The 23,732-nt window shown below is 54.7% G+C and carries 24 protein-coding genes; 4 read left to right on the forward strand and 20 right to left on the reverse strand.

Annotated features, from left to right (window positions below):
• Position 1: 1 nt before the first annotated feature.
• From def to G462_RS0103300, 4 genes are all read right to left on the reverse strand, one after another.
• The gene (gene def, locus G462_RS0103285) at positions 2 to 544 is read right to left on the reverse strand and encodes a peptide deformylase (protein WP_051326493.1); all 543 of its coding nucleotides are present in this window, start codon (positions 542 to 544) and stop codon (positions 2 to 4) included.
• On the reverse strand, positions 541 to 1,215 hold the full coding sequence (locus G462_RS0103290) for a hypothetical protein (RefSeq protein WP_026957722.1): 675 nt from the start codon (positions 1,213 to 1,215) through the stop codon (positions 541 to 543). Before G462_RS0103290 ends, def begins: the two co-directional genes overlap by 4 nt.
• A gap of 50 nt (positions 1,216 to 1,265) precedes the next feature.
• Positions 1,266 to 1,955: an HAD family hydrolase gene (locus G462_RS0103295; RefSeq protein WP_026957723.1), complete on the reverse strand. Its 690-nt coding sequence runs from the start codon at positions 1,953 to 1,955 to the stop codon at positions 1,266 to 1,268.
• A gap of 84 nt (positions 1,956 to 2,039) precedes the next feature.
• On the reverse strand, positions 2,040 to 3,563 hold the full coding sequence (locus G462_RS0103300) for an MATE family efflux transporter (RefSeq protein WP_026957724.1): 1,524 nt from the start codon (positions 3,561 to 3,563) through the stop codon (positions 2,040 to 2,042).
• A 147-nt stretch (positions 3,564 to 3,710) separates the two neighbouring features.
• Here G462_RS0103300 and G462_RS23750 point away from each other — a divergent pair, with 147 nt between their 5' ends.
• The gene (locus tag G462_RS23750; RefSeq protein ID WP_051326494.1) at positions 3,711 to 4,727 is read left to right on the forward strand and encodes a GGDEF domain-containing protein; all 1,017 of its coding nucleotides are present in this window, start codon (positions 3,711 to 3,713) and stop codon (positions 4,725 to 4,727) included.
• 21 nt (positions 4,728 to 4,748) lie between these two features.
• Here the strand turns inward: G462_RS23750 and G462_RS21605 are convergent, their stop codons facing one another.
• The 6 genes from G462_RS21605 to G462_RS0103335 form a co-directional block, all read right to left on the reverse strand.
• Positions 4,749 to 5,120 (reverse strand): hypothetical protein, encoded by a 372-nt coding sequence (locus tag G462_RS21605; protein WP_035476618.1) that lies wholly within the window; start codon positions 5,118 to 5,120, stop codon positions 4,749 to 4,751.
• A gap of 393 nt (positions 5,121 to 5,513) precedes the next feature.
• On the reverse strand, positions 5,514 to 6,068 hold the full coding sequence (locus tag G462_RS0103315; protein ID WP_026957725.1) for a DUF6933 domain-containing protein: 555 nt from the start codon (positions 6,066 to 6,068) through the stop codon (positions 5,514 to 5,516).
• Between the two features lie 120 nt (positions 6,069 to 6,188).
• Positions 6,189 to 6,842 (reverse strand): HAD family hydrolase, encoded by a 654-nt coding sequence (locus tag G462_RS0103320; RefSeq protein WP_026957726.1) that lies wholly within the window; start codon positions 6,840 to 6,842, stop codon positions 6,189 to 6,191.
• Positions 6,843 to 6,849: 7 nt separating this feature from the next.
• On the reverse strand, positions 6,850 to 8,205 hold the full coding sequence (locus tag G462_RS0103325; protein WP_035476622.1) for a YjiH family protein: 1,356 nt from the start codon (positions 8,203 to 8,205) through the stop codon (positions 6,850 to 6,852).
• A 220-nt stretch (positions 8,206 to 8,425) separates the two neighbouring features.
• Entirely contained in the window at positions 8,426 to 8,785 is a 360-nt protein-coding gene (locus tag G462_RS0103330) for a hypothetical protein (RefSeq protein ID WP_157378540.1), read from the reverse strand.
• On the reverse strand, positions 8,769 to 9,515 hold the full coding sequence (locus tag G462_RS0103335) for a type 1 glutamine amidotransferase (RefSeq protein WP_035476625.1): 747 nt from the start codon (positions 9,513 to 9,515) through the stop codon (positions 8,769 to 8,771). Before G462_RS0103335 ends, G462_RS0103330 begins: the two co-directional genes overlap by 17 nt.
• Positions 9,516 to 9,692: 177 nt before the next feature.
• On the opposite strand from G462_RS0103335, the gene G462_RS0103340 reads away from it, so the two are divergent.
• Positions 9,693 to 10,055: a PilZ domain-containing protein gene (locus tag G462_RS0103340; RefSeq protein WP_026957730.1), complete on the forward strand. Its 363-nt coding sequence runs from the start codon at positions 9,693 to 9,695 to the stop codon at positions 10,053 to 10,055.
• Positions 10,056 to 10,115: 60 nt separating this feature from the next.
• Here G462_RS0103340 and radA read toward each other — a convergent pair whose 3' ends face one another.
• Complete coding sequence (gene radA / locus G462_RS0103345) at positions 10,116 to 11,480, reverse strand: DNA repair protein RadA (RefSeq protein ID WP_026957731.1); 1,365 nt, start codon at positions 11,478 to 11,480, stop codon at positions 10,116 to 10,118.
• Between the two features lie 146 nt (positions 11,481 to 11,626).
• Between radA and G462_RS0103350 the strand changes: the two genes are divergently transcribed.
• A complete protein-coding gene (locus G462_RS0103350) occupies positions 11,627 to 14,023 on the forward strand; it encodes a PilZ domain-containing protein (RefSeq protein WP_026957732.1) in 2,397 nt (798 codons plus the stop codon).
• A gap of 29 nt (positions 14,024 to 14,052) precedes the next feature.
• On the opposite strand, the gene serB is transcribed toward G462_RS0103350, so the two are convergent.
• Positions 14,053 to 15,057, reverse strand: coding sequence for a phosphoserine phosphatase SerB (gene serB / locus G462_RS0103355; RefSeq protein WP_026957733.1), 1,005 nt, complete (start codon positions 15,055 to 15,057; stop codon positions 14,053 to 14,055).
• A gap of 105 nt (positions 15,058 to 15,162) precedes the next feature.
• Between serB and G462_RS0103360 the strand changes: the two genes are divergently transcribed.
• On the forward strand, positions 15,163 to 15,837 hold the full coding sequence (locus tag G462_RS0103360) for an AhpA/YtjB family protein (protein ID WP_026957734.1): 675 nt from the start codon (positions 15,163 to 15,165) through the stop codon (positions 15,835 to 15,837).
• 27 nt (positions 15,838 to 15,864) lie between these two features.
• Here G462_RS0103360 and deoD read toward each other — a convergent pair whose 3' ends face one another.
• The 8 genes from deoD to G462_RS21610 all read right to left on the reverse strand — a co-directional run bounded on the left by deoD (position 15,865) and on the right by G462_RS21610 (position 23,664).
• Positions 15,865 to 16,569 carry a purine-nucleoside phosphorylase gene (deoD, locus tag G462_RS0103365; protein ID WP_026957735.1) on the reverse strand — a complete coding sequence of 235 codons (705 nt, stop codon included), beginning with the start codon at positions 16,567 to 16,569 and terminating at the stop codon, positions 15,865 to 15,867.
• Between the two features lie 51 nt (positions 16,570 to 16,620).
• Complete coding sequence (locus tag G462_RS0103370; protein WP_026957736.1) at positions 16,621 to 17,835, reverse strand: phosphopentomutase; 1,215 nt, start codon at positions 17,833 to 17,835, stop codon at positions 16,621 to 16,623.
• A gap of 3 nt (positions 17,836 to 17,838) precedes the next feature.
• Positions 17,839 to 19,170 carry a thymidine phosphorylase gene (gene deoA, locus G462_RS0103375; RefSeq protein ID WP_026957737.1) on the reverse strand — a complete coding sequence of 444 codons (1,332 nt, stop codon included), beginning with the start codon at positions 19,168 to 19,170 and terminating at the stop codon, positions 17,839 to 17,841.
• 50 nt (positions 19,171 to 19,220) lie between these two features.
• The gene (deoC, locus tag G462_RS0103380) at positions 19,221 to 19,994 is read right to left on the reverse strand and encodes a deoxyribose-phosphate aldolase (protein ID WP_026957738.1); all 774 of its coding nucleotides are present in this window, start codon (positions 19,992 to 19,994) and stop codon (positions 19,221 to 19,223) included.
• A gap of 9 nt (positions 19,995 to 20,003) precedes the next feature.
• Entirely contained in the window at positions 20,004 to 21,008 is a 1,005-nt protein-coding gene (gene add / locus G462_RS0103385) for an adenosine deaminase (protein ID WP_026957739.1), read from the reverse strand.
• A 45-nt stretch (positions 21,009 to 21,053) separates the two neighbouring features.
• On the reverse strand, positions 21,054 to 22,295 hold the full coding sequence (locus G462_RS0103390) for a NupC/NupG family nucleoside CNT transporter (RefSeq protein WP_026957740.1): 1,242 nt from the start codon (positions 22,293 to 22,295) through the stop codon (positions 21,054 to 21,056).
• Positions 22,296 to 22,459: 164 nt separating this feature from the next.
• Positions 22,460 to 23,410: a transaldolase gene (gene tal, locus G462_RS0103395; protein WP_026957741.1), complete on the reverse strand. Its 951-nt coding sequence runs from the start codon at positions 23,408 to 23,410 to the stop codon at positions 22,460 to 22,462.
• A gap of 95 nt (positions 23,411 to 23,505) precedes the next feature.
• Positions 23,506 to 23,664 (reverse strand): XapX domain-containing protein, encoded by a 159-nt coding sequence (locus G462_RS21610; protein ID WP_035476629.1) that lies wholly within the window; start codon positions 23,662 to 23,664, stop codon positions 23,506 to 23,508.
• Positions 23,665 to 23,732: the final 68 nt, after the last annotated feature.

Raw genomic sequence — 23,732 nt, forward strand, 5'->3', positions numbered from 1 at the left:
CTTAATCCAGCAGGCCTACGTCCAATAAACCTTGTTCTGCCAGCTCAAAGTAGCGACGCTCATCGATAAGCTGCTCAGGCGAGCTGACCCGCTCTGTGATGCAGATGCCATCAAGGTGATCCAGCTCGTGCTGAATCACCCGTGCGACAAAGCCACTGAACTGGTGCTCAATACGCTCTCCATGGCGATCGCAATAGCTCACATCAATGGTCTCGGCACGAGCAATACGCCCCCGTTTTCCCGGCACACTGAGGCAGCCTTCCCAGCCCCACAGCATGGCCTCGCTGGCGTGGAGAATCTGCGGATTGAGCATCTCGGTTATCGGCATAGTAGGCGCGTCGGGGTAGCGGGAGTTGGGTCCGCTGGCCACAATCACTATCCGTAGCGGCAAACCGATTTGTGGTGCCGCGATGCCCACCCCATCGGCGTCAAGCATTAGTGTATTGAGTTCACTAAGGGCGTCCTGAGCAGTGTTATCCAGTGGAAACGCCACAGCTACTGCGACTTGTTTAAGGCGCGGGTCCGGCACACTAAGGATGCTCATGCAGCCTCCTCCACCATTGCACTGTAGCAGCGGTAGGCGAACACCAAGGGGTAGACTTCAAGCAGTGTGCCCGCCGCGCGATTGAGGTAGAACCAAATGGATGCAGCCTGACTGGTCAGCAGATGTTGGTGAATCAGCCAGAATGGCAGCATCACCAAGGCCATCATCACGATCACCGCCTTAAGCAACATGCCTGCATAGGGAGCGGTTTGCTTCCAACTAAGCTGGATAGCGCGCCACGCAGGAAGACGCAACAAGGTGCAATTGAGGCTGGCGAACATTAAGCGGCTGGCAATCACTAAACCGGGCAGGATAAAAAAGCCAAGACCTAACAGAGTCATCGCCAGCGTGAAGGCCACCACCAAGGTTAGCTGGGGCCAGACCTTAAGGCCGGCCCGCAAACAAGTCCCCACCGACCACGGCTCGCCAAGCAGCTGGGCGCGGATATACAGTACCACTGCGGCAATATAGATTGGCTCCAGCCCAATCCCCACTAGGGTAAGCAGCAGGTAATTATCTTGGCTAAGCTTTCCATCCTCGCCTAAAAAGCCGTTCTGCAGCGCGATAAAGGGCAGCGCAATCGGCAGAATAATACAAGCGATCGCTTTTAGGTGGCGTAGGTAAAACCGCCAACTCTCACTTAACAACTCACTCAAACTGCCGCGATACATCCGCTTTACTCTCCTCCCTAACGAACTCTTACCATCTTTGGCGACCGACTTTAGCCTAGAACCTGTGTTAGCAGCTCATTGAGCGAGCCGACAGAAACTACATCGGCAGGAGACTGGTGCCCTTTACGGTTCAACCACACGCTATCCCAACCCGCCTGTTTGGCAGCGCGCGCATCCTTCTCTAGATTGTCCCCCACGTAGAGGCAATCTTTAGCTTCAAGGCCTAAGCGTTCAGCAGCTTGGTGAAAAATCTCAGGTTTGGGCTTAGCCACCCCGGCCGCCTCCGCGGTCAAGGTGAAGGCCATAAATGGCTCCAATTGGCAGGCTGCCACCTTGCGCAGCTGCATGGTATCTGGGCCATTGGAGACTAGCGCCAACACATAGCCGCGTTGCTGCAGCTCGCTTAAACACGGCAGGGCATCACCAAACAGCCCCTCAGCACAGGCGGCCACATAGGCCTGCATAAAGTATTCAAAGGCTTGTTCGGATTGCTGATCGCTCAGCTCAGGACTGGCCAAGGCGTGGCGGATACGCGCCTGACGCATCTGCGCGGCGCTTAGCTGGCCATCGAGAAAATCGGGGTAGTAGCGGCTGAGCGCTTCCTGCCAATGCTGACCAGCCTCAGCGGCACGCGCCGGGGCATAGTGTTCAAATAGGGCTTGTACACCCAAGCGGGTGGCTTGGGCATCATCTAATAGGGTGTCATCAAGGTCGAACACCACGGCTTGGTATGCTGGCATGCTGCATCACGGTCAAATTCAGATGGGTCCATGTTGAGCTACAGCATTAAAGGCTGTCAACCCTATTTAGGTTACCGTTTTTCGCTAAGCTCTGCGGTTATCCGCAGCCAGTTCCTCTAGCTTATCGGGCCCATCGCTATCGTCGTGATCGGCGCACATATAGCTGCGGCTGGAGCAGAACGGGGTAAGCGGAATAGCCGGCTCCAACACCGTCTCTTCCTCACCTTCAGCCTCACTGACTGTCGCGCTATCAGCTTGCACTTGCTCAAGCGACTCTTGCTCATGGCTGCGCTGGATCTGCTGCACCCGGCGAAACGCCAATATGCTTCCCAACACGCCAAACACCACCGCGCCCAATGCTTGTCCGGCTAACACCCCTTCAGCTCCCATCCATTGCGAACCGATAAATACAAACGGAATGGTGCCAATGGTTGCCTTGGAGAAGTTAAGCATGGTCGACATCGCCGGGTAGCCAAGGTTGTTAAAGGCAGCATTGGCGATAAACAGCGCCCCGTTAAACAAGAAGCTAAAGCTTATCCAGGTACAGAAGAAGGCCACCAATGAGGCCGCATCGCCATCAAGGCCAAACGCGCCGATCAGCCAAGGCTGCGCCAACCACATCACCAGCGATATCAGCAGCACATAGGCGCTGGCAAAGCCCAATGAATACCTGAGCGTCTGTTGCAAGCGCGAGAACAGATGCGCGCCATAGTTTTGCCCGATAATCGGCCCCACCGCGCCTGATAGCGAGAACACCATACCAAAGGCCACCGGGATCATCCGCCCAACCACTGCCCAGCCCGCTACATAGGAGTCGCCATACTGGGCGATGGCCGCCGTCACATAGGCATTACCAATGGGGGTGGCGACATTGGTCATCATCGCCGGACCGGCAACATTAAAGATCCGCTTAAGATCTTCAAGCCACAGGTTGAAACGAAACGTGGTGAGCAGCTGATGCCGATACACCACCGCCCCCAGCGCAACGCCAGCCACGGTAAATCGCGCAACCACCGAGGCTAAGGCCGCACCGGTCAGCCCCCAGTCGAACACAAAGATAAATAAGGGGTCGAGCAGAGCATTCACGCCACCGCCCAACAGAGTTGACCACATCGCGCGCCGGGCGTCCCCCACCGAGCGCAGCGCGGCACCGGCGCTCATGGCAATGCCTAGCACCGGCAGTGAGGGCAACATAATCCGCAGGTAATGGGTGGCGAGTTCTAAGGTCCGGTTTTCGGCGCCCAACCACTCGAGCAGATCTGGCGCCAGCCACCACACCACCGCCGAGATGGCGCTGCTAATCATAAAGCCGGTGACTAACACATTGATCGCCAGGCGTTTGGCCTGCTCACGATCACGCTCGCCAATCGCCTTGGATACCAACGCGCTCATCGCTATCGACAAACCAATGCCTACCGAGGTAGTGAAAAAGGCCACGGTACCAGCATAGCCCACAGCGGCCGCCAACTCCGACTCACCCAGCAAGCTGATAAAGTAAAGGTCAGCCAGGTCCACCAAGAACAGCGCGGTTAGACCAATCGCGTTGGTTGCTGACATAACGAAGATATGCGGGAAGATGGCTCCCTTGGTAAATTTTGCCTGGGGCATGGCTCGACTAGCGTTTGCAAAAAACTAAAGTGTAGTCCAACCCAAACACGGGCTAACTACAAATGTTTCGGTGACTTTTTTTCAATTAAACAGGAAAAACAAAAATTTACTGTCAATACTATTACTGAATTTAACGCAAGGACGGTTATGCAATCAGATTGGTCGCCATTGGAGGCGGCAGAGCGAAAGATGAGCCTGGTGATGCACCTTGCAGGCTTGGTTCCCAGTCTTTTTTTCTGTATCTATCACATCAGCTATGGAGAGCTTTGGTTCGGGTTAACGGTGGTTCCTTGTGCCAGCATGTTGCTGGTGTCCCTCTACTTTATTTGCACCGATCAAAACGATCAGCGCTATAAGCTGTTTGACCGCCTGTTTCTGATGCTGGCCTGCGTTCCTGTGCTAGCCGCCATGCTCGACCATGACTTGCACGGAGAGTATTTCGTGCAAGCGCTGATACTGGCCTGTTTCCTCAACCTCCCCACGATGCTGGCAGAGCGCTTCGTTATGGCAGTCACGCTGATTGCTGTTGGGATTGGTTTTTGGCGCTTTGGCGATCAAGAGGGACTGCGTTTTGCTATCGGCCTGATTGCCCTGCATATCTTCGCTTGGGGGGTCGCTCGCATTGTAGTGCAGCAAAACAATGAACTGCATGAGCTAGCCTTTCGTGATTCGCTTACCAAGGCCTACAACCGGCGTGCTCTGTTTGATGAGCTGTTCAAGGCGCAAAAGCATTACCAGCGCAGTCGCCAAACCGCCACCATCATCATGCTCGATTTAGATAACTTTAAGCAGGTTAACGACCAGTACGGCCATCCGGTCGGTGATGAAGTGCTGTGTTGGTTTGTGCAAAAACTTCAACACGACACCCGCGCTAATGATCGGGTATTTCGTTACGGTGGAGAGGAATTTCTGATCTTGCTGGGCGGTACTTCAATGGAGCAAGCTTACTCGGTCAGTGAGAAGCTTCGCCACAGCATCGCCAATGACGAGAGCACTCCACACGGCAGCTTTATCACCTTCAGTGCTGGTCTGGCGGAAATTAAACCCGGTGAAGATATCGATACCTGGATTACCCGCGCCGACAATGGCTTGTATCACGCCAAACATGCCGGTCGCAACCAAACCTGGCTAGCACCCAGCACTCCCGCAGGCTTCGATATTTAGTTTTAGAAACGGAGGTCTGCACTAAGGCTTAACCGTCGCCTCAAGATCGCTGGTCAGTGATGACGATTGCTCAACCGATAGCGCTTCACTTCGCCATAAGCGCTCGCCACAACACAAGCAAACGTGCTCGCGACAGGCATCCGCCAAACTATGACTTCCATACTCCCAAAGCTGGGTGCTGCCACAATGGGAGCAGCACAACTGCTCACCTTTGCTGGTGCCCGGTTGGTGACGATACTGAGAAAGGGTGGGAAGCTGCATCCAGCGCTGCCATTCCCTGTAGCGGGGCGATATCCACTGGGCCAAGCGACCGCCTTTTACAAGAGGGGAAGGCGTTTGGTCGCTGGACAGGCTCAAGCCACTGATCGTTTTTACTGTGTTGATGCCAGTCATGATTAATTCGTTTTATATTAGATTGATGTTATATAGATCACATTTTGACTAGAGCACAGTATAGGTCACACTCCTCAGATAACCGATTACTCAATTGCAAAAAAATAATTATTTTGCACTGTGCAGAAAACACTCAACTGAAGGTATAAAAAGTTTGCACTGCCAAGCTGGTGTTATCAGTAGAAAAGTTTGGACGGGGTCTGCTAAATGAAGCTTTTGTGGCCGAGAGGCGAGTCTCGAAATTATTTTTGAAAAGCGCAGGTCCACAAGACTTTACACGACAAAAGCGGCAGCACAGATGCGAGCCGCGTCGAAGAATCTATGAAACTAAGCAAGCAATCCATGAAATGAAATAAGTCTCCGTTCACTCATAAAAACGCAGCGTTGAAGCGCTTAGTGGTAGAGCGGAGCACTGGCTTGCGACTGCCACTCAGCCAAACCTTGCCAGTATTGCTGCATCTGCTGGTAGGGTGTTTCACCCAACCCGGCTTCCACGTAGTCGTTCAAGATAACCCCCCAGCGGAACTCTTCCACCTGATTACCTGGGATACCTTGGTGGCGAACAACCAATGCTTTCACTAATGCTTCTAGGTGTTGTAGTTGTTGCTGGGAGCACGAAGACGGTTGAGTGAGCAGCACCGACTGGCACTGCTCCAGCAGGTTTTTCTGCAATCGCTGGTTGCCCAGCTCATCAAGATCGGCCACGGTGAGCGCTTCACTGAGTAGGCGGAAGCGGCAGACTTCGCTTAGAGCTTGGTAGTCATCGTGCTTGAGGTTAAAGAACAACATGGCGTAGCCGGTTTGTGCCTCGCGCAAGATAACACAGTGATGCTGGTCGATGTCAAAGCGGTGGGCCTGCCAGCGGTTCAGGCTTAACCCCTGCTTAAGGCTGGGCAGCTGGGCAGGTAGGTGGGGAACCAAACTGGCATTGACTTGAATCTCTAGCATCTGACTGAACTCCGCGCGTAATTACTGGCTTTACCCAGCAATGGCAAGTTCAGTGCCAGCTTAGAGCGTCAAAAAAACAACACCTTAAAACAGGCCTCAATAACAGGCGCTAAAACAGGTCTAAATAAACAGTTGCCGCGCTTCATTCAAGCTAGGGATAACCCGATGTTGCAAGGCCAGCAGCGACTCATCCGGCACCACCAAATCAGGCACTTGAACCACTTGCATATTAGCGGCATGGGCAGCGCGCACCCCATTGGCGGAGTCTTCAAAGGCGATACAGTGCTCGGGAGCGACTCCAAGACGCGAAGCGGCCAGCAGGTAGATCTCGGGGTCGGGCTTGCTATGAGCAACTTCACAGCCACAGGTGATCAGCGAGAAGTAATCGCGCAGTCCGGCTAGGCGCAGTTTGGTCTCGGCCAGCTCTTTGGCAGTGGAGGTGGCAACCGCGAGCTGAATCGGCAAGCCTGCAAGCAGCTCTAACAGCTCTCGTACGCCTTCGCGCAACGCCACCGCGCGGTTGTGTACATGTCCTTGATAGAGCGCCATCCAGCGTTCTCTTAAGGGGTGATAGGGGAAGTCTGGACCGAGCTGCTCGGCAAAAATCTGCTCGATACGCTGGGCATTGCAGCCGATGATTTGCAGATAGACGCTCTCTGGCACGCTCAGCTGCAGTTCGCTGCAAGCGTCCAAAAAATACGAGCGACAAAGTCGCTCGCTATCCAGTAGCAGGCCATCCATATCAAAGATGGCCGCGTGAATGGGTTTACTCATGGAGTCCCTAGAAAAACAGGTGCGCCATGCCCGCTACTACCGGAAGGGTAACCAAGGTGCGCACAATAAAGATGACAAACAGTTGCCACAGCTTCACCGGAAGCTTGCTGCCCAAGATAAGCGCGCCCACTTCAGACAGATAGATTAGCTGGGTAACCGAAACTGCAGCAATGATAAAGCGAGTAATCTCAGGTTCAATAGAGGCCGCCAAAATAGATGGCACGAACATATCGGCAAAGCCCACTACCAAGGTCTCGGAAGCCGCTGCCGCCTCAGGTACTTGCAGTAGCTCGAGCAGAGGAATAAACGGCATGCCCAGCCAAGTAAACACCGGGGTCGTCTCAGCAATCACCAGAGCAACGGTGCCCACTGCCATAATCACTGGCAGTACACCAATCCATAAGTCAGCCACATTGTGCAGACCTTGTTGCAGCAGCTGACGCGGCTTACTGGCGCGCTGTGCTTGTTGTACAGCTAAGCTCCAGCCCCAGCTAAAGGCGCTATGCCCTTGTGGGATCAGGTCTTCGTTGCCGCCGCGCTGCTTGCCGTCGATAAACTTATCGGCGAATAGCGACAGCGGTGGAATGCGCGGGGTGATCACTGCCGCCACAAAGCCGGCAGCACACACGGCGGCGTAGAAAGGCAGGAACATATGCTCCAACTGTACCTGCGCCAGCACCACCAATGAGAAGGTAATCGATACGGTTGAGAAGGTAGTCGCCACCACAATGCCTTCACGCTGGGTGTAGTAGCCCTGCTCATACTGCTTGCTGGTTAGCATGATGCCCACGCTACCATCGCCAAGCCAAGAAGCCATCGAGTCAACCGCCCCGCGGCCGGGCAAGGTGAATAGTGGACGCATCACCTTGCTAAGTAAGGTGCCTACAAACTCCAGCAGGCCAAAGTTAAGCAACAGTGGCAGCAGCACCCCGGCGAACAGGAATACGCCAAGCAAGGTCGGTAGCAAGTCGAACAGAATAAGGCCGCCGGTATCGCCAGACCACACCTCACTCGGACCAATCTCCAACGCGGTGGCCAACACAAAGATGGCACCAAGCACTCTCACTACAAACCAGCCCGGCGAGAGCTGGAACAAAGCGCTCAGCAGCGGTTGGTCCTTAAGCCAAGCGGGCTTGACAAAGAAGAAATAACAGCTTATCAGGGCGCTGGCGGTAATCAGAGTGGTGATCAACGGCACCGCGAAATCACCCAAGCCGCCGGTAAACAGCTTGGCCAAGATCGCCACAGGAATAGTAAGCGAGCCGTCATAAGGCACCGGCGTCATAAACAGGAAAATGCCTAACAGCGATGGCCCCAAAAACGCACTGCCCTTGGCGTTTCCTTCGGTGGTGGTGGATGTCATGTTTGCAACCTCTTAACTCTGCATATTCAGTCAGCCGCCACAGCGTATTCTATTGTTATATTCACTGCGGCTGAATAATTTAGCGAGATAATATAGCAAGCAAAGTCGCATATCAATGCATAAATAGCGTTTTATTCGCAGCGAATAGTGAATAAACTCGCAGAATATGCGAATCGTCACTCAAGTGACTGGCAATATGCTGAAGTTAATGGATTTTCAGTTAGCGCCGGTAGCGATCTTGACGCAACACCGCGCTACCCAAGCGATGCTCGATAATCAGCTCTGCGCCTTGTTCAGAATAGCCAAGGCTGGGGGATTGTTGCCACTGACTGTCTTGGGCGCGTCGCCACTGGATGCTGTCTCCGTCAATGGCACAGATAAACAGCTCGGTGCTGGCACCGTTAGACCAGCGCAGCTCAACGCCATCGGCGCCTTGGCGATAATCGCGCACTTGCTGCGGCTGGGCACTAACCAAGCTGGCAACCGCATAGCGGCAGATTTCATTGTCTGAGGGTGAAGCGATGAGCGGGGTGCTCACCAGCAGCAAACTCGCAACAACACACCTAAGTAGACTGTTCATCCAGCAAGATCCTCTCTACAAACTGCCCAAGCAGGGCATTGCTCTCAGGGGTTTCCACCGCGCCGTCTAATACCGCTCTAAGCTGGTCGGCCCCCTCGGTGTATTTATCCGCAAATAGTGACAAGCGCTGTACCAAGATTGCCCGGTCCACCTCCGGGTGGAACTGGGTCGCCCAAAACGGCGCGCCTTCAACTTTTAGAGCGTGCACACAGTGGTCGGTTTCCGCCAGGTTGATACAGTCGGCGGGCAACTGGTAGGCACTATCGCGATGTACCGATACCGCAACAAACGGGTCGGGCATGGTGGAAAACAAGGGGTCTGTCTGGGCGGCCTCGGTTAAACGGATCGGCAGGGTTCCCATCTCAAAATCTTGGTCATGGTGGAAGATCTCGCCGCCCAGCGCCAGTACGGCCAACTGAAAACCAAAGCAAGAGGCAAATACCGGTAACTTACGCTGCAGGCACTCACGCAGCAGCGCCTGAATATCTTCCACAAAGGGATAACGCTCGGGTTCAAGAACACTCGCCTCGCTGGAGCCGCCCACCAGTACCGCATGGTAGTCAGCGAGCCGCTGGTGATCATAATGGGGCTGATCGAACACGTTCCAGATATCGAACTGCGACTCGGCCACCTCACAGAACTGGGCGAAGCTGCTGAGCTCTTCCTGGCGGGTTTGCTCGTCATCGCGGATTTGAATCAGTAGTAGTTTAAGTTGTTGCTTGCTCGGCATTAATCTCTTCCCTGAAGCTCTATCGACCGCAGCATAGTGCGCGGCTCGTCTGCCTTCAATGTACACAATCCACAGCCAATACTGAATGCCATGGGCTTCAAAAAAGAGAGCCTGCTCAGAGCATGTAACTAGCTGTTAAGCTAGGCTAAAGGAATCGACAGCAAGCAGGAATGCGCTATGGATGAACGACGAAAATTTCTCAGGGTGCTGTTTAACCGCCCAGCCTATCTCAACCATGCCGATCAGAGTTGGTCTTGTGAGTTGCTGGACCTGTCCCTGCAGGGAGCGCTGGTGACGGTACCGAACGATTGGGACAGTGAGGTCACCCAGTTGACCCTGAGTTTTAACCTCACAGAGCTGGCGGAAGACGCCATTGGCATTACCATGGATGCCGAGGTGCGCCACACCACCGAAGAGCACATCGGTTTACACATCACCCACTTAGACTTGGATAGCGCCAGCCACCTCAAGCGGCTGATTGAACTTAATCTCGGTGACGACGAAGCCCTGCACCGCCAGCTGGAACAGCTAATCTTCTAGAAAGAAAAGGGGCTAGATTCAGCCCCTTTCTCTTTCTCTTTCTCTTGCTCTTGCCCTGCTCTAGAGCGCTTCTATCGCCTCAGACAAATTAGCTACCCCAACCACTTCAATGCCCGGAATGGCCTGTTTGGGCTTGTTGCCAATCGGCACGATGGCGCGTTTAAAGCCATGTTTAGCCGCTTCATTGAGTCGCTCGATGCCATTGCCCACCGGACGGATCTCGCCAGATAGACCCACCTCGCCAAATACCACCAGCTCCTGCGGAAGCACCTGATTGCGGAAGCTCGACACCATCGCCACCAGCAAGGCCAAATCGGCGCTGGTTTCGGCAACTCGCACGCCGCCGACCACGTTGGCGAACACGTCTTGGTCAGACATCTGTACCCCGGCATGACGATGCAACACCGCCAGCAGCATGGCCATGCGATTCTGCTCCAGCCCCACTGCAACTCGGCGCGGATTGGCCAATGCGCTGTAATCCACCAAGGCTTGGATCTCCACCAGCAATGGTCGGGTGCCTTCCCATACCACCATCACCACCGAGCCCGGCGCTGGCTCTTGGGCGCGCGACAGGAAGATGGCCGAGGGGTTCGACACCTCGCGAAGCCCCTGCCCAGTCATGGCAAACACGCCCAGCTCATTGACCGCGCCAAAGCGGTTTTTGTGGCCACGTAGGGTGCGGAAGCGCCCGTCCGATTCGCCTTCCAGCATAATGGAGCAGTCAATACAGTGCTCCAATACCTTCGGGCCAGCCAGGGTGCCATCTTTAGTCACATGGCCCACCATCAGCATGGCAATGTTGTGTTGCTTGGCAAAACGGGTCAGCCACGCCGCGCTCTCGCGTACCTGGCTCACCCCACCCGGCGCCGACTGAATGTCCGCCATGTGCATCACCTGAATCGAGTCGATCACCATCAGCTTGGGCTTCTCTTGCAGGGCCAGCGCGCCGATCTGCTCAACGCTGGTTTCCGAGAGGAGCTTGAGCTTGTCTTTTGGCAGCCCCAAGCGCTGGGCGCGCATCGCAACCTGCTGCAACGATTCCTCACCGGTAACATACAAGGTGGGCATCTGCTGGGCCAGCCCACACATGGTTTGCAGCAGCAAGGTACTCTTACCGGCCCCCGGTGAACCACCAATCAAGATGGCACTGCCGGGCACAATACCGCCGCCAAGCACCCGGTCAAACTCTTTAAAACCGCTGGAGAAGCGCGGCAGCTCGGTGAGATCGATGTTTTCCAAGGTTTGCACCTTGGCTTGGGTATCGCCCGCATAGCCGCTAAAGCGGTCGCTACGATTGGAGGGCTTGGCAGCTAGTCGGACCTCACTTATGGTGTTCCAGGCTTTACACTCGGAGCACTGCCCCTGCCATCGGGGAAAGTCTGCGCCACAGTCGTTGCAGACATAAGCGGTTTTAGTTTTTGCCATGGAAAACCTAACTTGTTTGAGTGCGCGTTTCAGTAATTATTGACTTGTGCTTAATCACTAATGGGCACAAACTTTGCTGGAAAAACATCACATTGTAGTGACTTCACCAATAATTTGACAGTGGTACGGTTTCGGATTCTTAGAACATGAACGCGGCTTTTAATCAGGCGCTGATCGAGCAGCTATTGCCTCTGGCCAATAGCGGTGATTTTAGTGATGTCTTCAATAGCGCCACGCAGGATATGAGCAGTAACCAACGCTTCCTGCTGAAAATGGAAATTAACCGTCTGGCTAAACCCTGCCAGCGGATTATCGATCTCCGAGGTAAAGTGGACGGAGAGTGCCAAGCCTTTGAGCATAACGGACTCACCCACTTTCTCGACGAGATCGCCGTAAACGAATTCAAGGCCCAGTTATCCCGCTTTGCCGGCACCTACACCATGGGAGTGTATGAAGCGCTACAGCAGACCGAAAACAACTTTCGGGTCATGCAACAACGCAACATCGACCCGCAGGAAGCCGCTAAGCAACGCCCTAAGCAATATCAGGCGAGAGCGGTCAAACTCGGCCAGTTTATCTCGAGGAATGAGGAACGCATGCATCTTGCCGCGCCGCTGAAACTTGCAGGTAGTGACGGGGAAGAGTTCGAGGCCATGTCGTCAAACATGTCGGTGTCGGGTATCAAAGTGAAAGTCGACAAAGACCGTCAGTTTGAAGTGGGTCAGCGCTTAATCGTCTATTTCACCGGATTAGAGAAAGAGTTTGCCAACAAGGTACTGGGCGCCGGTACCGAGTACCAAATCGTGGGCATCAACCACAGCGACAAAGGTCAGTCGCTGCGCATGATTGTGGTCAACCCCGACGAAGAGTTCAAAACCTTCTTCGAAACCTATTTGCGCTCTTATAAAGGGCGTTATCGGGTAGACGTTGACAGCGTCAGCTCGGCGGTGGTCACCAAGGGCTATCAGCAATACTTGATGCCGCGTCTGCACGGTATCCCGGTTTACTTCGACAAGGGAGAGCCGCCCACGCTGCGCTTTGCCCTCTCCACCCCGAACAACCAAGAACTGCTGGCTTACTGGCGCGATGAGAGCAACCACAGCCACCTGTCGCAGCTGTTCCATAAGCCGCGGATGCTGCGCTACCAAAGTCAGATTGAAGGTGAGACGCTGATCTTCTGCTTCACCCATACCGCCAGAGATCGTCTGTTCTTCTATACCGCCACCCGCGAAGAGCTGGAAGAGCATCCGCAGTTGCGCGAGCTATTCATCGGCTTCGGCTCGCGTAAGCCAAGCTGGCGGGTGATGAAGTATCAATGGCAGCATATCGACGAAGCCCCCCACGTTAGTGCCTCATCGCTGTCGCGCAAGATGGGGGCGGTAGATCTGGAGCGAATCAACTCTGCGGTGGGGAACCTTAGAACGGTGGGCTTGCTCAGCGACGTCACCGCGCAGTTTGCCGGCGAGCTCTACCACGATAACTACCCGGTCAAGCTCAATCCGAATCAATTAGCCATCTTCAACCAGAGCAAGATGGTCAGCCCAAGCTTCGAAGTGGTGGCCTACAAGTACCTACAGCTGCGCCGCGAAGATCGCTACATGTATCGCTCGTTGGTGGAGGTTGAAACCAAGCATGGCGAGAAACTGGTGGCCTGGTGCCGCGATTTCTCGGTACATGGCATGCAAATCGAGGTGGAGGGAGACATTACTGTCGCCAAGGGCGACACCCTCTACCTAAGCCTGCCGCAGTTCCAAAAGCTGGTGAAAAGCTACGACCTCAAGCTGCTGCCCTACCGAGTGGTCAATCACAATCGGCAAGGCAACGTGTTTAACCTGCAGGCCGCAGTCATCGAGCACCAGTTACACGATGGCATGCGCTTCTTTGAGCAGTTGATTGCCAACAACCTCGACAAGCTTAATCAGGTGCCAGAGCGCCCCTCGATGAATGGCCTCTCTGAGACCTTGCGTCAGCTATTCTGTGAACCGCTGTTCTGCCGCGCGCTGTACATCGAAAAACGCCCCGGCCGCTTTGATATCAGTTGTCTGGGTTATGGCAGCCATCCACATAGCTTTGACAGCTTCACCGGGGTTGGTGATGGCGAGCACGTCGCTGAGCTAAGCGATCTGTTCAATCAGGGTGAGCTGCACAGCAAGCTGCTAGATACCGTGCGTAACCTCGATGCCGAGCACGCCCCGGAAGTCATCGAGCTACTGGCCCTGGTGAACAACAATACCCGCCGCTTAATCAGTCTGCGCGATGTGGCCGAGCTGGAAGAGTCAGGTCGGCTGGCAGAGTACGTGAAGTTTGCCAGTGGCAAAGGCCGAGTGCTGTCGTTTAGCCTGCATATCTCGCGGGTCGGACGACCAGATACCGAGTTTATTCAGCGCGAGCTGGATTACATCAGCCACTACGCCATTCATAAGGCCAAGCGGTTAGAAGATGAGCTGTGGAGTGTGGTGGGTGTGGCGGTGGTCACTGATACCACAGCCGAGCTGATGCATCGCTTGAAGATGCCGGAGTTTATGCAGCTACAGAGCGCTTAGCCAGCGCTCTGTAGCCTTATCACGTTCGCTTAAGCGCAGCCGCTCAGCAGCTCTGAGGCCGACAGGATGCGCACTACCCCATCCAAGTCGCTGTGGCGGATTGCCATCTGCGCTTTCGCCTGTACCAGTGGCTTGGCGTGAATGGCCACACCAAAGTCCGATTCGGCCAGCATCAGCAAATCATTCGCACCATCGCCAATCGCCATGGTTTGGGTAGCGCCGAACTCTTGCGCCAAGGCCTTCAGGGTATCGGCCTTAACCTGCGCATCCACCACCCCGCCGAGTACTTGCCCGGTCAGCTTGCCATCGACGATCTCAAGCTGGTTGGCTACTACCCGATCAAAACCTAAGTCTTGCTGTAAGCGCTCGGCAAAGTAGGTGAAGCCACCAGAGGCGATCGCTACCTTCCAGTCAATCTGCTTAACAAACGACAACAGATCTTTTAGGCCCGGCATCAACGGCATGCTATCGGCCACTTGCTGAAGTATCGCCTCAGGTGCATCGGCCAGCTTGCCAACTCGGGCGCGCAGGCTCTGCTCGAAATCCAGCTCGCCGCGCATTGCCGCGGCGGTCACTGCGCTGACCTCTTCACCAACCCCAGCAAGGGTGGCAATCTCATCGATACACTCAATCTGAATGGTGGTCGAATCCATATCCATCAGGATAAGGCCCGGCAGATGAAGGTTTGGTAAGCGGCTCATCACCACCCAGTCAAACTCCCAGTCTTGTGCCTCCAACAAGGCCTTGAGCTCTTGCTCGGTGCACTCTGCGCTCAGTAGCACCGTGGTGGCGCCCAGCATCACCCGGGCTCCTTGTAACACTAACTGGCGGCCATCAGCCTGCACGGTAAGGCTTAGTTGGTTGAGCTGCTCAGCACTAAGCGCTGGCGCCCAAATCAACAGCTGGCAGTGGCAGGCAATGCTGACATGAGGAGCCAAGTCTTCGCCACTGAGCTGATAGGGGAAATCATCCAATACCGATGGCCAATCTGCCACCAGCGGGGGAAGTTGAGAGAGTCGATGGGAATGGTGCAAATTACATCCTTGCTAATGAAACCCTAGGCGCTTCAAGATAGCTATTGGATTTTGCTTTGGCAAGTCCCTAAGATGGTAGCTGTGTGGAGGCTAAAGACATAAATAATGGATAAGAAAGCCATAACCCGATACCGCGTTGTACAGTTCCTACAGCTACTGATTGCTATCGGTTGCTGTATCTGGATCTTTCAATCCCTGCTGCAGCTAAAAACCAGCGGGCAAGGCCTGATCCATTACCAAAGTGAGCAACTGGCGCGCTCGCTGAGCAGCGTTGCAACACTCAATATCCACAACACCCTAAGCCAACCCGAAGAGCTGCACAGCGAACAGCTGCAAAGCCTGGTCGATGAGTTGCAGCAGCAACGCTACGTATCATTGGCGGCGGTGTTCGATCGCCAAGGCAAGTTATTGGTCCGTAGCGACCATAGCGAGCAAGATTCCCCCATGCGCCTATTCAATGCGCTGGAACGACCATTTATTACCGAGGTCAGTGACAGCGAGCAAGGGCTGCGCGCTTATCTGAAGATCCAACTTAACTACCAGTCGATCCTGTCTAAAGCGGAGCGCTATATCGAACAGGGACAAAGTCAGATGATGCTGATTATGTTGGTATCGATGGCGATTGGCTTTCTGCTCACTCGGGTGCTGTCACGCAAACGTTATTCGGCGACCCTAGCGGCGATTGCCCTGCGGGCAAGAGCAGCACGAGCCCGACGGGCCCGTGCGTTAATCGAGGATGTGGCAACTCGCACCGAGTCGCCAGATAGCCCCGACAAGTAACCTAAGTAACTTAGATCAGAGAGTAACTTAGATCAGAGAGTCTAGAGTCAGAACGATCATATCGTTGAAGGTTAGTTGACGCTCTTCAGCGGTGGTTTGCTCGCCGGTGCGGATGTGGTCAGAAATGGTTACTACACACAGCGCGGCTTTGCCACACTCGGCTGCTACGCCGTAAAGGCCAGCCGCTTCCATCTCAACGGCCAAAACGCCGTGTTTTTCCATCACGTCGAACATCTCTGGGTCTGGGCCGTAGAACAGGTCGGCAGAGAATACGTTACCCACTTTAGCTTTAATGCCGGCTTTCTCGGCGCTGTCGACCGCGTTGCGTAGCAGCTCGTAGTTAGCGATAGCGGCAAAATCAAAGCCTTTAAAGCGCTGGCGGTTCACGTTCGAGTCGGTACATGCCCCCATGCCGATAACCACGTCACGCAGCTGAACGTCTTGGCTGATGGCACCAGCAGACCCCACGCGAATGATCTTCTCTACACCGTATTGGGTGTACAGCTCGTGGGCGTAGATAGAAGCACTAGGAATACCCATGCCAGAACCCATTACCGATACCTTTTTGCCTTTGTACGTACCGGTAAAACCAAACATGTTGCGCACGCCAGTTACCTGAACCACATCTTCCAGGAAGGTTTCAGCGATGTACTTGGCACGCAGCGGGTCGCCAGGGAACAGTACGGTTTCAGCAAAATCACCAGGGTTTGCACTAATGTGAGGAGTTGTCATTGTCAGTCCTTATTTTGGGGGCCAACGCCCCCGGTCAAAAATTAAAAAGATTTACAGGAACGCGTCGCCGTAGCCCAGAGCAGGTAGCCCCAAGTAACTGGCCAGAGACTGTCCCATATCGGCAAAGCTATTACGCAAACCAAGATTCTTGGCGCCCAACTTCTTGCCATAAACCAGTACCGGTACGTGCTCGCGGGTGTGGTCTGTGCCTTCCCAAGTCGGGTCACAGCCATGGTCGGCGGTAAGCAGTACCACGTCATCGTCGCCCAATTGCTCGAGCAGCTCCGGCAAGCGCTTGTCGAAGTACTCTAGCGCGGCGGCATAGCCAGCCACATTACGACGGTGACCATAGGAGGAGTCGAAATCGACGAAGTTGGTGAAGATAATACTGTTATCGACACCGCGCGCCATCTCGCTCAGGGTCAGATCAAACAGCCCTTCCAGACCGGTTGCCTTCACCTTGCGAGTAATGCCTTGGTGGGCGTAGATATCGGCAATCTTACCGATACTCACCACTTCACCGCCGGCATCGGCCATCTTGTCCAGTAGGGTTGGCGCTGGCGGCAGTACCGAGTAATCACGGCGATTACCGGTGCGCTGGAAATCGCTGGCATTGCTACCAACAAATGGACGGGCAATCACCCGGCCAATGTTGTAGGGATCGACCAGCTTACGCGCCAGCTCGCACAGCTCAAGTAAGCGCTCTAAACCGAAGGTTTCTTCATGGGCAGCGATCTGGAATACACTGTCAGCCGAGGTGTAGAAGATCGGCTTGCCACTGGCCATATGCTCTTCGCCCAGCTGCTCCAAAATCGTGGTACCGGATGAGTGGCAGTTACCCAGATAGCCCGGTAGGTTGCCCTGCTCTACCAATGCATCCAGCAGCTCTTGTGGGAAGCTGTTGGTGGGCTTGTCGAAGTAGCCCCAGTCAAACAACACCGGTACACCGGCGATCTCCCAGTGACCCGATGGCGTGTCTTTACCGCTGCTCAGCTCTTTGGCGTAGCCATAGTAACCAATGGGTTTCACATCTGGGTCCATCCCCGGTGGGTATACACCGCCGCTTTCAAAGCAGGCCTGACCCAAGCCCAAACGGTTTAGGTTGGGGATGTTAAGCGGGCCCTTGCGCCCAATATCGGCGCGCCCTTCAGCGCAGGCTTCTGCGATATGCAGCAAGGTGTTAGAACCAACATCTCCGAACTGGTCGGCATCGGCGGTTGCGCCAATCCCAAACGAGTCCATCACCAGAATAATTGCACGTTTCATCTTCTAGTCCTCTTTCACAATGCATTGGTAGAGCGCAGACTCAGGTAGCTGAGGTGCGGCTTCGCTCTGAACCAGAGCCTCTCGTACCAATGCGGCAGCGTGCTGCCATTGTTGCTCGCTGCTGGCGTGGATCACCATCAGAGGCTGATCCACGTCGACATAATCACCTAAACTCACGATCTGAGATAGGCCAACGCTGTAATCCAGCTGGTCTTTAGGATGCTGGCGACCACCACCCATGGCGACCACCGCCATGCCTAAGGCTTTGCTGTCCACCTCGCTGACAAAGCCAGCCTGCTCGGCCAGTACAGGTTTAATCACCGCCGCCTTAGGTAGGTACTCTTGGTAGCGTGCACAGAAGTCGCTGGGGCCACCTAACTGCTCAACCATCGCACCGAAGCGACGTAGCGCTTCGCCATTTTCAATGCTAGCCATTAGCTGCTCACGCGCTTGCTCGCGACTGTCGGCAAGCTTGCCCAGCAGCAGCATGTCTTCGGCCAAGGCCATGGTCACTTCATGCAGGCGTGCGTTACTGGTATCGCCTTGTAAATACTTGATCACCTCAACAATTTCCAGCGCATTACCCGCGGCCGAGGCCAGTGGCTGATTCATATCGGTCAGCCAAGCCCGGCAGCGTACGCCAGCGGCTTCACAGACCTGAACGATCGCTTCGGCCAGCTCTTTGCTCTGCTCATAGGAGGGCATAAACGCGCCGTTACCGACTTTTACATCCATCACCAAGGCATCCAGCCCTTCGGCCAGCTTTTTGCTGAGAATAGAAGCGGTGATCAGCGGTAGCGAGTCCACCGTGGCGGTCACATCACGCACTGCGTAAAAACGCTTATCGGCCGGTGCCAGCTGGCCGCTTTGGCCGACGATGGCAATGCCCGGCGCTTTAACCGCTTGCTCGAATACCTCAGGGCTTGGGGTGACCGAATAGCCGGGGATCGCTTCAAGCTTATCCAGTGTGCCTCCGGTATGGCCAAGGCCACGACCGGAGATCATCGGCACATGTGCCCCACAGGCAGCCAGCATTGGCCCCAGCAATAGCGAGGTCAGATCGCCTACACCACCGGTGGAGTGCTTATCGAGCAATGGCCCGGTGACGCCAGCGGCTTGCCAGTTGAGCACCTCGCCCGAGTCGCGCATGGCCATGGTAAGCTCGGCGCGCTCATCAGCGCTCATGCCTTGAAAGAAGGTGGCCATGGCAAAAGCGGCGATTTGGCCATCACTTAGGCTGTCATCGGCAATCCCCGCGACAAAGCTGCGGATCTGCTCACCAGTGAGCTCGCCGCCGTCGCGCTTGGTCTGAATAATTTCCTGTGGTAACAACATCGTGCGTTCCTGCTCTGTTCGTTCTGTTACTGCTTGTATCAGCCGGGGGCTTAGTAGCCTTCACCAGCAGAGGCGTTGTCGTCGCCTTCGATGGTCGCTTTCAGCGCCGCCAACAGGCTTGATGCGCCAAAGCGGAAGTGACGCTCGCTCACCCAATCTTCACCCAAAATGGTGCGCGCCTTGCTCAGGTAGACATCGGCTTGCTCGGCGCTCTTCACACCACCCGCAGCTTTAAAGCCACACGCCGGATTGTGATCGGCAATCGCTTGTAGCATCAGCTCGGCCGCTTCTGGGGTGGCGTTAACCGGCACCTTACCGGTCGAGGTTTTAATAAAGTCTGCACCGGCCTTAATCGACAGTTCGCTGGCTTTGCTAATCAGGGCAGGCTCAGATAGCTCACCACTTTCAATGATCACCTTCAGCAGCACGTCGCCACAGGCGGCTTTACAAGCTTTTACCAGCTCAAAGCCAACCTGCTCGTCGCCACCTTGCAGGGCACGCCATGGGAACACCACGTCAACTTCGTCTGCGCCGTAGGCCACTGCTGCGCGGGTTTCCGCTACCGCCAATTCGATATCGGCTTCACCCAGCGGGAAGTTGGTCACAGTGGCAATCTTCACTTCACTGGCGCCGATCTCTTTGAGATAGCGACGGGCGAAGGGAATAAAGCGCGGATAGATACAAATTGCAGCAACCTGACCGACCTCGGTTTTGGCCTGATCGCACAAGGCAGCTACGCGCTCGCGGGTGTCGTCTTCGTTCAGGGTAGTCAGGTCCATCAAGCTCAGGGCTTGTTGGGCGATTTGTTTCAATTGTGCAGACATGTTTCGTCCTTAGTTAGTTGATTGCTTGCGGGCCAACAGCTGGCGACGCTCATCATCAGACATAAACGCCATGGCCAGACCATTGCGTTGTAGGGTTTGGATCGCCTCGTCGTCGAGCCCCATTTGCTCGCGGACGACCCGGTATTCGTGGCCGATGTCGATATTGCTGACACCGGGATCGTCGGTATTCAAACCGGCACAAATACCCGCATCCAAAAAGCGTGGAAGCGGATGTTCTTCAATCGTTGCCACCGTGGAGGTGTGCAGGTTGCTGCTTGGGCAGGACTCAATGCCGATCTGGCGCTGGGCCAGAGTGTCCATCAAAGCCAAGTCTTGGATAGCATTCACCCCATGGCCGATACGCTGGGCACCGAGGTGCTCAATCGCTTGCCAGATGCTTTGTGGGCCTAAGGCCTCACCGGCGTGAATGGTTACATTAAGTGACGCATCACGCACCCGCTTGAAGTGTTCAACAAACAACTCGCCGGGGAAGCCCGCTTCGTTACCGGCCAAGTCGACAGCGGTAAAGTGCTTGCGTTGCGCCAAAATGGCGTCGAGCTCGCGGGTGCAGTTTTCCACCCCGTAGGAGCGCGACATAATGCCGATCAGCTTGACCTGAACATCCTGGCTTTGGCAGGCGCTACGCACCCCGTCAGCCACCGCTTCAATCACACCTTCCATCGGCAGGTTATGGGTTTCTGCCATGTAGTAAGGGCTAAAGCGCAGTTCGGTGTAGTCCAGGCCGGAGCGAGCGGCATCTTCAACATTTTCAATCGCCACGCGTTTAACAGCATCCAAGTCGCCGAGCACTTTCACCATCCAGTCCAGCTTGGCAAGAAAACCCAATAGGTCATTCTCTTTGCCTTGAATCTGAACCAGTGGGCGCATCTTGTCGATGCTCTCAGCAGGCAGCGGCATAGCAAACTGCTGAGCCAGCTCCCACACCGTTTCAACCCGGACATTTCCATCTAAGTGTCGGTGTAAATCCAGCACCGGCAGTTGTTTATCAAACACGTGGTATTCCTCTATCCAAAGGGAGGCGAACCTCCCTTATCCGTTTTACTGTAGACCGATGAAGAAGCCAGCCAGAGCCGCGCTCATCAGGTTGGCCAGAGATGCAGCCACTACTGCTTTCAGGCCCATTTTCGCGATATCGCTACGACGACTCGGTGCCATACCACCTAGGCCGCCCAACAAGATGGCGATAGATGACAGGTTGGCAAAGCCACACAGTGCGAAAGTCACGATCACCTGAGTCTGGGTGCTCAGGGTTTCTTTCACTTGTACGAAATCGATGTAGGCCACGAACTCGTTAACGATCAGTTTCTGACCAATAAAGCTACCCGCTTGTACCGCTTCTGCCCATGGCACACCAATCAGCCATGCCAGCGGTGCAAAGATGTAACCCAAGATGATTTGGATAGTGAGATCAGGCTGACCGAACAGACCACCGGCCCAACCCACAAAGTTGTTCATCAACGCAATCAGACCGATAAAGGCCAGCAGCATGGCACCTACGTTCATCGCTAGCTGCATACCCGAGCTTGCACCCGATGCGGCGGCATCGATAACGTTGGCCGGCTTGTCTTCGTCGTCCAGTACGTGGTCGATGTTTTGCTCGTTAAAGTCGGTCTCAGGCTTGATGATTTTCGCCATCAACAGACCACCTGGCGCCGCCATGAAAGACGCAGCAATCAGGTACTTCAGCTCTACGCCCAGACCGGCATAGCCAGCTAGAACGGAACCGGCAACCGATGCCAGACCACCCACCATAATGGCGAACAGCTCAGATTGAGTCATCTTAGGGATAAAGGGGCGAACCACCAGCGGCGCTTCAGTTTGACCCACGAAGATGTTGGCTGTTGCAGACATCGACTCAGGGCGGTGAGTTTGCAAGGCTTTTTGCAGTGCGCCACCGATGATTTTGATGATCCACTGCATAATACCCAGATAGTAAAGCACTGCAATCAGCGACGAGAAGAATACGATAATCGGCAACACTCGCAGGGCAAACACAAAGCCGTTGTTGCCGAACACTTCAAACATCTGACCATGTACCAGCGGGCCAAACAGGAAGGCCAAACCAGCCTGTGCACTGTCGATCACCGACTGAACTGCACCGGATACCGCTTCAAGCACCGCTTGGCCGAAGGGCAGGTACAGTACAAAGGCACCAAAACCGGCCTGAATCAAAAAAGCACCGACTACAGTGCGAGGCTTGATGGCACCCTTGTTATCCGACAATAGCAGGGCTATTGCCAACAGGCTGGCGATACCAACCAAACTCATTAAAACACTCATAACACTCCTTACTTAATATACGTGGCAGAGTTAATCTCTATCCATGACCCATCCATGGAGTGGGCTAATTGTTGGTCATCACAAGGCTGCACAAACTGCCCTACATCACGTTTTTTCCAACTTTTTAGCTGCCACTTTTTGTTATTTACCAATTATGTTGGTGGTTACAGGTGAGCAGCGATCTGCTGCTCCAGTTTTTCTTGGTCGATGGCAAAGTTGCGAATACCTTCGGCCAACTTCTCCACCGCCATGGCATCTTGGTTGTGCTGCCACAAAAACTCAGATTCTGACAGCGCGGTAGGCGCTGCTTGCACCTCGCTGGCAGGCTTAAGAGCGACCTCAAGGGTGCCCTCGGTGTTCGCTAGCTCATCGAGTAGTGCCGGGCTGATGGTCAGGCGGTCACAGCCAGCTAAGGAGAGGATCTCACCGCTGTTGCGGAAGCTCGCGCCCATCACCACAGTGCTGTAACCGTGCTTTTTGTAGAAGTCATAGATGCCTTTCACCGACTGTACGCCCGGGTCGTTATCACCGGAGTAGTCTGCAGGCTGGTTCTTGTTGTACCAATCGAGGATCCGGCCCACGAACGGTGAAATCAGAAATACGCCGGCCTCTGCACAAGCGCGCGCCTGAGCGAACGAGAACAACAGGGTCAGGTTACAGTTGATGCCTTCCTTCTCCAGCTGCTCAGCGGCTCGGATTCCCTGCCAAGTCGATGCCAACTTGATCAGAATGCGCTGCTTATCGATGCCTTGCTGTTGATACATCGCAATCAGCTTACGGGCTCGCGCCACGCTGGCCTCGGTGTCGTAAGAGAGGCGTGCATCCACTTCGCTGGATACCCGACCCGGAACGATAGCCAGTAGCTTTTGACCAATCGCTACCGCCAGATAATCGGCGGCGTCGAGTAATTGCTGCTGACGATCAGATGATTGCTGCTTGGCCCAGCTAGCGGCCTGCTCAATCATTGCAGCACCTTGCTCGCTTTGCAGGGCGTTGAGAATCAGTGAGGGGTTGGTGGTGGCGTCTTCGGCTTGGTAGTCGGCGATGGCGTTGAAATCGCCGCTATCGGCAACCACTACGGTGTGTTGTTTTAACTGCTCTAACAGGCTTGTCATGGCAAATTCCTTCTAACCAGACGAATTACTTTGCGTCTTTGGCTGGTGGTTGGCCAAGCCGTGTAGGGCCCAGCCTATTGAATATAGTCGGTGTGTTACGAGACCAGGGTTTTAAACAAGATACCGCCTAAATAAACCCCTACGATGCCCATAATTCCCGACAATACTGGTGGCGCAGGAAGCGGCAATTTCAATGCGCTAAACAGCGCGCCTACCACTAAACCTGCTGCTGTTGCTGTTGCTATTTCACCCATTACGATGGTCCTTCTATTGAGATTAAAATCCGTCTTCGCGCGAGATGAGGGGATTCTAGGAATGCCAG

The sequence above is a fragment of the Aliagarivorans taiwanensis DSM 22990 genome (assembly GCF_000429505.1).
In the GTDB taxonomy this organism is placed as follows: domain Bacteria; phylum Pseudomonadota; class Gammaproteobacteria; order Enterobacterales; family Celerinatantimonadaceae; genus Aliagarivorans; species Aliagarivorans taiwanensis.